Raw genomic sequence first — 12,173 nt, 5'->3', positions numbered from 1 at the left:
TGAACGCTCAGGTTTAATTCATGATATTTCATCAAACTTGATAACTTCATCAGCCAGTGTAGGTCTGATAAGAGAAGCGCTATCCGACACAGTAAAATACCTTGCCAATTATAATCAATATTTTATGTTTTCGAGTGGCAAGAAAGTGCTATAAGCGGAATCTCGTAACCTTAGACTCTTGTTAGCATTTAATTACACTTAATTTCCGCTTTTTTCCAAGGGTGATCAAATGAAACACCAGTAGTTCCGGCTGCAAAGGAGTTATTTTTGCCTAATTCTGAAGTTACTTCAGTGTAACCATTTGGACATAATTCCTTTGCGCGCATATCCCAGTATGTGTTCACTGTCTCAGTGGAGTTTGTGCCATTACCTAAATATTCAACATAATAGTGGTTTTCGCCTAGCGCTTTATCTTTGTAACCACCTGACCATGTATGTGCCTGATAGCCCGTTGCACAACCAGCTAATAATAAGAACCCTGTAATTGATAAGCTAAACTTCATTGTTTCTCCAAACCTGACTTGTTAGCAGTCAGTTACACTTATATTTGTTAAGAGTAATTCCCCAACTTTAGTTAAACAGCAATCATCTACTTCTGGTAATCCAGTGTCAGTATCTATGTTAGAATCGTTGCCCCAATCAGGATCTATTTCTTTCTCTTTTACATAAACTAAGTTGAGTCTTTTTAGATTTGCTATATGTAAACCAAAATCCATTTTTAAGTGTTGGTATTCAATTTTTTTTTCTTCTGACAATTTGTCATATTGTCCAATAGCAAGTGAAGGAGTTGAGTATTCACTTGCTGTAGCTTGATACCACCTTTTTGATATTGAATTAAGTATCTCAATGTCTTTATCAGTGAGCTCTTGAAGAATAGCCAACAACTTTTTCTTAGTACTATATGAATCAGAATCTACATCAATAGTTTGCTTTAAGAAATTTACTAAAAACCTATTACGTTCTTCGGACAAGATTCTGACGGCTTGATACATTCCGTCCTCAAACAGGTCTAAAGCAAACTTATTATTGTTTAACTTTTCTATTTCTACTTTTTTTAACCGTTTGTCGAGCTCTTTAAGAAAAGAGGTAATCCGATCTAACCTTTGATTTGGTACAACCGAGCCAACGAGTTCTGCGAGTGCACCTCCAACAAAAGGGGCAGCACCTAAAACACCTTTGGTTAATGCTACTGCATGGTCTACGCGATTATTATCAATATCAGAATCTGGCACGGCCTTTCCTTTGACTGCTAACGCCACATTAAGCGGCTAAAAATTGTTGGCTATAATGTTGAACGAAGTGAAAACAGGCAACTGTTTTTAGCCCGTTTGAATGCCTTGTTAGCAGTACGATAACTCAAACTCTGAATTATTTAAAATACTCTCGATAAGTTTCTGATAGCTATTGGGATTACAAACATAACCAGAATAGTTTTTGTTATTAAAACTAAATTGATGGAGAGAAGAAAGCACAATTTTTTGACTATCCAGATACTCCTCAAATGAGGTAAGACTCACGGCAGAACAAGAAAAATTAAAGAGACCATTTATTAATAATTCAGTTATTACACCTTCAGATACTTGGGTATAAAACCACTGTAATTTAGAAAGTTGATTACTAAGATCTCGTAAACACAAAGATACGGCTTTCTCGGCTGTTTTCGATGAACTTTTGACCAAGGCATTAGATGGAAGATGAATTACACTCCCAATAAAATTTCCTGATTTTTCCTCGACACCTATTTCTAACACTGAACTTTCCTGCACTGCTAACTTTTAAATAAGGGGCGCAGACATGTGGGCTATAATGCGAAGCAGCCCACGTGTATGCGTCCCAGCGAACGCAGTGAGTGACTTAATTTTTTTGTTATGTTTCGGTGCTATGAGCACACTTTGCCTCTTCAAACTCCCACACTCCCGCAGATTCACCTGATTCTAAAATTGAATAAGCGGTAAATATATCGGTTGAAGGTGGCACATCAATACTTAGCAACTTTGATTGAGATCCTTCATAAGTACAACCAATGTGTTCAAGTTTCTGCCAATATTGCCCAAATCTATCGCTTTCTAGAACTCCAGCTTCTAGTAGTAATCTATAAGTTGAATGACCCGAGTTTTTAACAATCTCTACAACCTCTGGAGTTTCGTTACCTCTTGCTTTTACAACATCAAGATAGCTAAAACCATAAGCTGCGAACGGGGAGTTCTGAAGTCTGTAATTATCGTTGCCCAAAGGCTCTGCCCACAAAGTTTCTGTACTGGCATTTTGAATGTTATCGGATGTCAGCGTAATGCTGACTTTTACTAAATTTTCCAAAATATCTTCCGAGAAACATAACTTTAAGCTAAGGGGCGCAGATACGTGGGGCATAATGGCGAAGCCGCCCCGCGTATAGGCGTCCCAGCGACCGAAGGGAGAGGCTTAAGCGCTTTGTTAGAAGCAGAGCCTGTTCCATTGGCTTTTTTAAAAACTAATAAAGCCAGCATACGATTGATTGTTAAAGCAAACAAGCAAAATGCCAGTGCAGTGATGTAGGTGATTTGACTGAAGCAAGCCGCCCTATGAATTACGAAGTGCAATGGCACTTGCTGACTGAAAATAAGAACTTGGCGATAAAGCGCCTATTGCTTGACCTTTGAGGTCAATGCGGCGAAGTTAAAACCACCAAAAGCCAGAGCGATTTTTGCAACAGCAGGTGAGGGCGGTTGAATTGATATTTTTATAAGGCCAAACGCAGTTTAGGCTGACGCGTTCTAACGCCGCGTTAAGTAGTGAGCGACGCCTACGTCTAACCTAAACCATTACACCGTAAACACAAAACTCAATTTGAACCAAGAATACCATGCGTTGCGAATCTGCCTTAAACGCTTTGTTATGCGTTCATTCCATGTGCAGGGCTGATTCTGGACATGAGAACCATATCTATATACTGTCCACTTTTGAATGTACTCAAACGCTTAATGCCCTCAGTTTCAAAGCCTACCTTTTCATACAGAGCTTTGGCTGAAAGATTATCAGCATGAACCTCTAATTCAACACGAACTAAATTAAGCCAATTATCAGCTTGATTGATTGCTTCATGCATCAAGGCTTTTCCGACACCTTGTCCGTGACTTTCAGGGTGAACAGCGATGGCAATAGAAGCAGTATGCTTATCCCGAACTTTATCCGTTAGGAATAGCGTCACGTGTCCAACCACCTTACCATCAACTTCCGCGACTAACGTGTATTGATTTGATGCTGAAAAGAGATTTGAAACTTGCGAAGAGCTCAAAAAAGGAAGTTGTGATGTATTTGCCATTACTTCCGTAAAGCTATAAATATTATGAAGATCTTTATAATCAAATTCTTCTAAGTGTCTAATTTTCAAGTTACATCCTTACTGTAAGGTCTGCCGAACGCATAACAATTTAATAGTGCGCTCATCGCGCATATTTCTGCCGACGCCACGCTCATTTTTCTGCATTATATAGTTTTAACAAATAACCTAAGGTATTACTATCACTAAGTTTTCTAGAGTTTTTAGATAAAGTTAAATTAACCAATATGCGCTCAGCGCTCATTTTCATGAATATATGCGCAAAGAGCAGCCATACCAATCAATTCACGACGATATTTGGCCAACTCAATGACCGGTTATCGCTCATTATTGCCCGTCAGGTTAAGTCTAGTGAAATAGATTGCATTGCATAGTTAAAGTTTTTATATTGTTCGGCAATATTTTACTTGATGCTAATGAAGCACTGCGTGCAAAGGAAAGCATGTGAATTATAAAAAAATGTACTACCCAGTTAAGGCGCTTGCTGCCTTATCTTTAGTTGCAGTTGCAATCAAGTACTGGATGCCAACGGAGATTGGCTTTGCGTTTATGCTATTACCTTATTTGGTTTTGTATTTTTTAGCGAGTGCTAACAACTACCAAAATAAACGACTCTTTCTTATCAGAATTATAGCTGCATTATTTACTATTATTTTAGCGCTAGTTCTCATTTTTGGCATTGAACCTGACCCTCAGGCCGGAATAGGTATCATGTTTTTGCTGGTGATGCAGCTAACCGCAATTAGTGCCTCAGAATTTATTATATTATTTTTTAATGTTGATAATGATTAAGAAGAAAAATGTACATTTTCAGCTATTAGTATTTAGTTTCGTGGGGTTTGGTCAGTAAAGGATGAGCTCTGCTGTAATCTAATTTTAAAGAAAAAAAACCTAAAAGAGGTTACCCACTTTTAGGTTTTTTATATATTGGTATTTAAAGCTAAATTAGCTATTAATCATAATACATTTGATATTTACAAACTCGCGCATACCAAAGCCGCCATGTTCTCGGCCGTAGCCACTTTCTTTAACACCACCAAACGGTAGGTTTGGCTGTGCAAGACCATAACCGTTAATGTTGATCATACCTGTGTCAAAGTGCTTTTTAGCCAGTTCAATGGCTTTTTTCTCATCTTTAGAGAAAATACCGCCGCCTAAACCATAGCGAGAGTCGTTGGCGATACGCATGGCATCGTCGTTGTCTTTTGCTTTAATAAGCGAAGCAACTGGGCCAAATAGCTCATCATCGTATGCTGGCATGCCTGGTGCTAAGTTATCTAGCAGAGTAGGTGGGTAGTAATAACCCGTTTGCGAAGGTACTTCGCCACCAGTGATTACATTTGCACCGGCCTTAACCGATTGCATTACTTGGTCATGAATTTTGTCACGTAAATCTTCACGTGCCATTGGGCCTAGGTCTGTATCATCAGCCATTGGGTCGCCCATTTTTAACGCTTCAAATTGAGCTTTAATTTGGGCTTTAAAGTCATCGTAAAGTGAATCAACTACAACAAAACGTTTTGCTGATACACAGGTTTCACCGTTGTTGATCATACGCCCTGTTACACAGGTTTTAACGGCAAGCTCTAAGTCGGCATCATCCAGTACTAAGTAAGCATCGTTACTACCTAGCTCCAGTACTGTTTTTTTAACGTGTTTACCGGCTTCTTCGGCTACTTTTTTACCCGTGCCATCACTACCTGTAAAAGTTACGCCGCTAATTGCTTTGTGCGAAATAAGTGAGCTGGCTGTTTTACCATCAATAAGTAGATTGCTAAAACAATGCTCAGGAAAACCGGCTTGTTTAAATAGTGTTTCGATTTTTTCGGCCATGCCAAAAACGTTACCCGCATGCTTAAGTACGGTCGTGTTGCCGGCCATAATGTTAGCTGCGCTATAACGAATAACTTGATAAAGCGGGAAGTTCCAAGGTTGAATACCTAATAATACGCCCGTTGGTTGATAGCTAATAATTGCACGGCCGCCGTCCATATCACGCTCTTCGTCGGCAAGTACTTGAGGGCCATGCTCTGCTGTATAACGACAAATGCCAGCACACAGTTCAACCTCTTGGAAGCCTTGCTCGTAAACTTTACCCATTTCTTCGGTCATTAGTTTAGCAATGGCTTCTTTTTGTTCTTCAAAAAGTGATGCTAATTTATTTAAATGCTTAGCACGTTCGGTAAATGAGGTTAAACGCCATTTTAAATATGTTTCGTGAGATTTTTCAATTGCCAGCTCTGCCTCTTCTTGAGAAAGCAGTGTGTAGGTTTCAATGGTTTGCTCAGTTGCGGGATTGATCGTCTTAACTGTGTTACTCATTTCTATCTCCTTACAAATTAGTTATTTGTAAGGGTGCAAGGGCAAAGCCAGTTTTTATATTTTTAAAGTTAAGTGAGTATATGTTTGATTATATTGATATTATTTTTAATTTTAAGTGCTAACTTAAGCTTCAACTACAAAAATAAAAAAATAAATGCAGTAAAATATTCTGGGGGCTGCAAAATTTACAACACCCAAGGTGATAATCATTAAAAGCTAGAGTAGATCGCAAGCTATACGCTTAAGTAAAAAAGTTTCTCTTAATATAGAAAGTCCTTGTTTTTCGCTATTAGCAAGTGTGCGCTCGTTATGGGCAATGGCTTCGTTAATATCAACCCATTTAGTGCTCATGCCATTTTGTTGCTCATAATGCTCTAGTTGGGCTTTACCAAGTTCGTCGGCAATACTGCATACATAGCAGTACGATTTTATATGAATAATATCAAAGTCGTCTTTATACCAAGGGCGATATTCTTCGTATAAGCCAAAAGGTTTAATAACCTGTATGTTTTGTGCTCCGGTTTCTTCATTAAGCTCTCTTATCAAGCCTTGTTCAATACTTTCACCTTCATCAACGCCACCCCCGGGCAAGCTGTAATCTTCATAGCGTGCTGTATACATAAGTAATATTTTATTATTTTGAATAACAATGGCACGTGCTGTTAAACGGGTAAATGAGGTACCTTGGTTAATGTTAATACCAGAATGAACCAAGGTTTTTAATTGCTGCATTTCGTCTCCTTTTTTTGTAGCTTAATGATAACAGTTGCTATAATTATATAAATACAAACGATTTTAATTATTTTTTTTAAATTAAATGTGATCGTTTTTTTTCAGCCAGCGTAAATCTTAAGTTGGTATAATAAATCGTTGAATTACTAAGTTAAAAATTTGATGAAAGCAAATTCGCGTTACCCTTTAAATTAATGGTTAGGGTGCGTAGAATAATAAAAAAGCATAGGGATTTATCATGTTGAACATACTTTTAGTTGATGACGATATAGAGTTTAGTGACGTCGTTTGCCACATAGTCGAATTCCTCGGCCACAATATTAATACTGCAACGAGTTTAAAAGAAGCACATCAGTGGTTTGAAAATAATACCTTTGATCATGTACTACTTGATTTTATGCTGCCTGATGGCAGTGGCTTGCACTTACTAGATCATTTAAAAATGATTGGCCAAGATCCAAAAATTACACTTATATCTGGGCACCCATCAGTAAAAGGTATTTTAGCTGATATGTGTGAGCCCAATATTGGCCATTTATTAAAACCATTACAACGCGAAGACTTAGAACTTGTATTAAATGGTCCTAAAAAAGCACCTAAAAAAGCAAAGCAAAGTGGTATTACATGTCACTTTGGTGGCTTAATTGGCGAGTCTGAGCCAATGCAACAGCTTTACAACATGATTGAACGTGTAGCTAAAACTAACGCTAATGTAATGCTTATGGGCGAAAGTGGCGCAGGTAAAGAAGTGGTTGCACAGGCTATTCATAATGCTAGCCAATGCGAAGGCCCTTTAGTTGCAAGTAACTGTGGTGCACTTTCTAAAGAGCTAATTGGTAGTGAACTGTTTGGCCATGAAAAAGGCGCATTTACGGGTGCAATTGCACGCAAAGAAGGCGTATTTGAGCAATCAAACAATGGTACTTTATTTTTAGATGAAGTGACCGAAATGCCTATTGATATGCAGCCTAATTTATTACGCGTACTTGAGACTAAAAAAGTAACACGTGTAGGCGGTAACCGAGAAATACCTACAAATTGTCGTGTTATATCAGCGACCAACCGCACACTTACTGATTTGGCACAAAATAATGTAATACGCGAAGATATTTACTTTAGGCTTGCTGTATTCCCTATAGATATTCCGCCACTGCGAGAGCGCAAAGAAGACGTTCCTCTTTTAGCTAAAGCCTTTTTAGAGCAATTAAATGATGAAAATGGCACTTCATTTAGCTGGACTGCTGCGCAGTTAAAAGAGCTGCAAAGTTATGAGTGGCCTGGTAATGTGCGCGAGCTTCGCCATGCCATACACCGCGCTTTTATAATGAGCGATCCGCAAACAAGCGAGATTACTTTGCCGGCTAATTTAGAGTCGCCTTTTTCACGCGTGAATACGCAAACAGAAGATAAGCAAGTATCGGCAGGGCAAACTATTGAAGAGGTTGAAAAGGAACTGATTCATGCAACGCTTGATAAGGTACAAGGTAATAAAACCCTTGCTGCGCAAATGCTAGGAATAAGTACTAAAACACTTTATAACCGTTTAAACGCCTATGGCGGTATTGGAGAATATAAATAACCCTAAATTTTAGTTAGTAGGTTTAAGGAAAAGCATGACATCAGAAAAGCAAACAGAGCCATTAAACAAATTAGTGCACGATGCAAGAGCACCGCTTAACCGTATATCAATGAACGCAGAGCTTATTAAACTCGTGCTTGAAAACGATATGCCAAAGCAAAAAGCGCTTGAAGCACTTGATAAAATTATTGCTAACTGCCAAGACTGCAGTAACAGTTTACAAAAAATTTCTGACTCTCAATAATGATAATATTAACCAGTTTTATAATGTGGGAAGCTAACGTTAAATGATCAAGCAAAAACAGCAAGGCAAGGCTAATGTAACCTGGGCAGCGTTTATTGTTGTAGTGCTAAGTATTATTGTTGGTAATGCATTTTTAGCACTTAATACCATACAAGGTTTAACTCAAACGCAAAAAAGCTTAGATAATACTAATATGCTTACAACTGCTATTGAGCAATTGCATTTGTCTATTGTACAAGCTGAGTCGGGCCAGCGAGGGTACTTATTAACAGAAGAAGATGATTATTTAGTACCTTATTATGATGCGGTTAACCAGCTCCAAGCGCAAACTGATCATGTTAAATCATTACACTCTGAAATTGACGGTCAAGCTGAGCGTATAGCTGAGCTATTATTACTCACCGAAGCTAAAATTGCTGAGTTAAAACAAACCGTAAAGCTTGCAACTAACGATAAAGAAAGACGTGCACTTTATGTATTAAATACTCATAAAGGGCGTAAACTGTATAAGCAAATTCGCGCTAAAGTAAATGATATTCAAGACCGCGAATTACTTTTTAAAGTTAGCCATTTTTCTAAGCTTGCTAAAATTAAAAACGAGGCAAAAATTACGTTTGTTATTACCGCTATTACCAGTGCTTTACTTATCATTGGTATGTTTGTAATGACCCGACTTAATTTAAGAAATGCTGCGCAATATCGCGCCGATCTTGAAAAACAAAACGAAACTTTAGCGAGTAAAGTTTCAGAGCGTACTCAAGAGCTTACTTTGTATTCTGACGAGCTAAGTCGCTCTAACCGAGAGCTTGAAGAGTTTGCGTTTGTAGCGAGTCACGACTTGCAAGAGCCGCTTCGTAAAATTCAGGCATTTAGTGACCGCCTAGAAACTATGTTTAAAGATGAGCTAGGTGAAAAAGGTATAGACTACATTGGGCGAATGAAAAATGCAGCACAGCGTATGTCTAACCTTATTAACGATTTGCTTGAGTTTTCTCGTGTAACAACACGCGGCAAAGACTTTGACGATACTGACTTAAACGATGTGGTTGCAGATATTTTAAGTGATTTAGAAATTGCGATTAATGAAAGTAACGCGCAAGTAAATGTTGATAAACTACCTGTAATTCAGGCCGATAAAAGCCAGATGCAACAGTTGTTTTTAAACTTACTTTCTAACGCAGTTAAATTTAGAAAGGCAGGCACAACACCTCGTATAGATATTACATATGAAGATGTAAATGAGTTTAGTGAAGAGCTAAATGTTGATGCTCAATGGCAGGTAGTAACAATTAAAGATAATGGCATAGGCTTCTCGCAAGAATATGCAGATAAAATATTTGTACCATTTCAGCGTCTCCATGGGCGCTCTGAGTATAAAGGCACAGGGATAGGGCTTTCGGTATGTAGGCGTATAGTTGAGCGTCATGGTGGTGTTATACACGCTCAAAGCATAGAGGGTGAAGGTGCAACCTTTACTATAAAATTACCAGTGGAAGCATCGCTTTTCACTTTGCAAGGAGAGGCGTAAATGCCGTATTCAAAAGTAAAACCAATCACCATATTAATGGCAGACGATGATGAAGATGATCGCTTGTTAACACAAGATGCGCTTGCAGAGAGCCGCGTTTTAAACGAACTTCATTTTGTAGAAGACGGCGTGGAGCTATTAGAGTACTTAGAGCGCCGTGGTAAGTTTGAAGATAAGTTATTGTCTCCACGTCCGGGGCTAATTTTACTTGATTTAAATATGCCAAGAATGGACGGCAGAGAAGCGCTTGAAGCTATCAAAGCTAACCCTAACTTAAAAGGCATTCCTGTTGTAATTTTAACGACGTCTAAGCAAGAAGAAGACATGGTTAAAGGTTACAACTTAGGTGCTGCATCTTATATCACTAAGCCTGTAACGTTTGATGGCTTAGTTGATTTGATGAAAACATTAGGAAAGTACTGGGTAGAGTTTGTAGAGCTACCATCAACATTTAACGATTAAAGGGAGATTCTATGTTAGATAAAGTGACTAAGCTGCTGCTAGTAGAAGACGATGAAGATGATTACATACTCACCTGCGACTATTTACAACAATTAGATTCACATACGTTTAATGTAGAATGGATAAGCTCTCCAGAGCAAGCAATTGAAAAGCTAAGTAAAAATGAGCACGATATTTGTTTGCTCGACTATCGCTTAGGTGCATCTAACGGCCTAAGCGTTTTAAAAAAAGCGATAGCCAACGGCTTTAGCGGCCCTATTATTATGTTAACGGGACAATCTAACGATGAGTTAGACTCAGCTGCGCTTGATGCGGGCGCCGTTGATTACTTAATAAAAACAGAAATGAGCTCGAGCCGATTTGCGCGTGCTATACGTTATGCTTTAGCGCGTAAAGATGTAGAAGGTGAGCGAGTTGAGCGTTTAAAAGCGGAAGCTGAAAACCGCTCAAAAGATAGATTTTTAGCACATTTGAGCCATGAATTACGTACTCCGCTTTCTTCAATTTTAGGTTACACCGAACTATTACTTCAAAGTGACTTTAGCCACCAAGCCGAAAACGAATTAGGTGTTATTTATCGAAATGGTAAACACTTATTAAGTTTATTAAACGACGTACTCGATTTATCAAAAATAGCTGCCGACAAGCTAGAGCTTACTTTAAGCGAAGTAAATTTAGACAGCATGCTTGCAGATGTGTACACACTAATGCGGGTATCGGTGCTTGATAAAGGCCTTACTTTACGCTTTGAATCCCAAGAGCCTCTCCCGTTAGTTGCCAAGCTTGATGCGACGCGTGTGCGCCAAATACTCATTAACTTAATTAATAACGCGGTTAAATTTACCGATAAAGGCGAAATTGTTGTAAAAGCTTGGACTCAATGGGTTGATGATACCGAAATGCTATTTTTTAGCATTAAAGACTCAGGCATGGGCATAGCACCAGAAAAACAAGAACTTATTTTCAAACCTTTTGAACAAATAGCCGATGTTGAATCTCGCTCTGTTGGGGGCGCAGGTTTAGGTTTAGCTATTTGTGCTGAACTACTAAACAGAATGCACGGGCGAATAGATTTACATTCAGAAATAGGCAAAGGCTCTACTTTTACTATTTCGGTTTATCCGGGGGATATTAGTGAGGTAGAGCGCCAAACACTTAACTTTACTAGTGCGCCGCAATTACAAAGTAAATCTGCGCCCTGTAAAGTACATGGCCGTGTGTTAGTTGTTGATGATTTACGTGATTTACGCATGCTTGTGGGTCATATGATAAGCACCTGTGGTGCACGTGTAGATTACGCAGAGCATGGCCAGCAAGCGCTTGAAAAAGTACGTATAGCTGAGGCCTATAAAGCCCCATACGATATTATTTTTATTGATATTCATATGCCAATAATGGGTGGTAAAGAAGCCACAATCGAACTTAGAAAAATGGGCTACAAAGGGCCTATTATTGCGCTTACAGCGGCTACTATGAAGGGCATTCATGAAGAACTTGCGGCGCTTGGTTTTAACGATGTAATACCAAAACCCGTAGATAGCAGCGCGTTATATCAATGCTTACAGGATTATTTAATTGCTCCTGAGTGTGCGCCACAGGCTAAAAATATTGCATCAAATAAAGTGCTAACAGTAAAAAAACAGCGCTTTTTACTTGTTGAAGATGACCATGATGCTGCACAAATCACACAACTATTACTAGAAAGCTTAGGGGTTGAAACCGTAATTGCCTCAAGTTGCGCACAATGTTTGCAAATTCTCAATCATGACCAACAATTCAACAAAGTATTGCTTGATATGCACTTACCCGATGGCCGAGGTGTTGATTTAGGGCAGCAAATTAATGATCGTTATCCTGAGTTAAGGCTTGTTATTGTAAGTGGTGCAGAGCCAGATCCTAAACAGATCAAAGATTTAAATATAGATCGCGTTTTACTAAAACCTATTAACTTGAGCTTGTTAGAAACACTAATCAGCTCATAATTGAG

At 38.6% G+C, this 12,173-nt stretch carries 13 protein-coding genes; 6 read left to right on the top strand and 7 right to left on the bottom strand.

Annotation, left to right across the window (positions count from 1 at the left end):
- Positions 1 to 188 precede the first annotated feature (188 nt).
- The 5 genes from ATS74_RS06055 to ATS74_RS06035 all read right to left on the bottom strand — a co-directional run bounded on the left by ATS74_RS06055 (position 189) and on the right by ATS74_RS06035 (position 3,370).
- Positions 189 to 503 carry a CC0125/CC1285 family lipoprotein gene (locus tag ATS74_RS06055; protein WP_058548044.1) on the bottom strand — a complete coding sequence of 105 codons (315 nt, stop codon included), beginning with the start codon at positions 501 to 503 and terminating at the stop codon, positions 189 to 191.
- Between the two features lie 21 nt (positions 504 to 524).
- Entirely contained in the window at positions 525 to 1,232 is a 708-nt protein-coding gene (locus ATS74_RS06050) for a hypothetical protein (RefSeq protein WP_152996108.1), read from the bottom strand.
- Positions 1,233 to 1,340: 108 nt separating this feature from the next.
- A complete protein-coding gene (locus tag ATS74_RS06045) occupies positions 1,341 to 1,751 on the bottom strand; it encodes a hypothetical protein (RefSeq protein ID WP_058548042.1) in 411 nt (136 codons plus the stop codon).
- A gap of 115 nt (positions 1,752 to 1,866) precedes the next feature.
- On the bottom strand, positions 1,867 to 2,370 hold the full coding sequence (locus ATS74_RS20090) for a DUF4265 domain-containing protein (protein ID WP_082660566.1): 504 nt from the start codon (positions 2,368 to 2,370) through the stop codon (positions 1,867 to 1,869).
- 502 nt (positions 2,371 to 2,872) lie between these two features.
- Complete coding sequence (locus tag ATS74_RS06035; RefSeq protein WP_058548040.1) at positions 2,873 to 3,370, bottom strand: GNAT family N-acetyltransferase; 498 nt, start codon at positions 3,368 to 3,370, stop codon at positions 2,873 to 2,875.
- A 393-nt stretch (positions 3,371 to 3,763) separates the two neighbouring features.
- On the opposite strand from ATS74_RS06035, the gene ATS74_RS06030 reads away from it, so the two are divergent.
- Positions 3,764 to 4,111 (top strand): hypothetical protein, encoded by a 348-nt coding sequence (locus ATS74_RS06030; protein WP_058548039.1) that lies wholly within the window; start codon positions 3,764 to 3,766, stop codon positions 4,109 to 4,111.
- A gap of 153 nt (positions 4,112 to 4,264) precedes the next feature.
- Here the strand turns inward: ATS74_RS06030 and ATS74_RS06025 are convergent, their stop codons facing one another.
- Both ATS74_RS06025 and ATS74_RS06020 read right to left on the bottom strand, forming a co-directional pair.
- Entirely contained in the window at positions 4,265 to 5,641 is a 1,377-nt protein-coding gene (locus ATS74_RS06025; RefSeq protein WP_058548038.1) for an NAD-dependent succinate-semialdehyde dehydrogenase, read from the bottom strand.
- A gap of 216 nt (positions 5,642 to 5,857) precedes the next feature.
- Positions 5,858 to 6,373, bottom strand: a complete 516-nt coding sequence (locus ATS74_RS06020; protein WP_058548037.1) for an NUDIX hydrolase — start codon at positions 6,371 to 6,373, stop codon at positions 5,858 to 5,860.
- Between the two features lie 238 nt (positions 6,374 to 6,611).
- Between ATS74_RS06020 and ATS74_RS06015 the strand changes: the two genes are divergently transcribed.
- Genes ATS74_RS06015 through ATS74_RS05995 form a run of 5 tightly spaced genes read left to right on the top strand, consistent with a single transcriptional unit; the run spans position 6,612 to position 12,168 of the window.
- Positions 6,612 to 7,952: a sigma-54-dependent transcriptional regulator gene (locus ATS74_RS06015; protein WP_058548036.1), complete on the top strand. Its 1,341-nt coding sequence runs from the start codon at positions 6,612 to 6,614 to the stop codon at positions 7,950 to 7,952.
- Between the two features lie 34 nt (positions 7,953 to 7,986).
- Positions 7,987 to 8,196 carry a histidine kinase gene (locus tag ATS74_RS06010; protein ID WP_058548035.1) on the top strand — a complete coding sequence of 70 codons (210 nt, stop codon included), beginning with the start codon at positions 7,987 to 7,989 and terminating at the stop codon, positions 8,194 to 8,196.
- Positions 8,197 to 8,239: 43 nt separating this feature from the next.
- Positions 8,240 to 9,724 (top strand): sensor histidine kinase, encoded by a 1,485-nt coding sequence (locus tag ATS74_RS06005; protein ID WP_058548034.1) that lies wholly within the window; start codon positions 8,240 to 8,242, stop codon positions 9,722 to 9,724.
- Positions 9,725 to 10,186, top strand: a complete 462-nt coding sequence (locus ATS74_RS06000; protein WP_058548033.1) for a response regulator — start codon at positions 9,725 to 9,727, stop codon at positions 10,184 to 10,186. It abuts the gene before it with no gap.
- 11 nt (positions 10,187 to 10,197) lie between these two features.
- Positions 10,198 to 12,168 (top strand): ATP-binding response regulator, encoded by a 1,971-nt coding sequence (locus ATS74_RS05995; RefSeq protein ID WP_058548032.1) that lies wholly within the window; start codon positions 10,198 to 10,200, stop codon positions 12,166 to 12,168.
- The last annotated feature ends 5 nt before the right edge of the window (positions 12,169 to 12,173 follow it).

Source organism: Pseudoalteromonas sp. H103 (genome assembly GCF_001469205.1).
GTDB lineage: Bacteria > Pseudomonadota > Gammaproteobacteria > Enterobacterales > Alteromonadaceae > Pseudoalteromonas > Pseudoalteromonas carrageenovora.
Note: the sequence above shows the minus strand (reverse complement) of the source record. Positions and strands in the feature narration are given on the sequence as shown.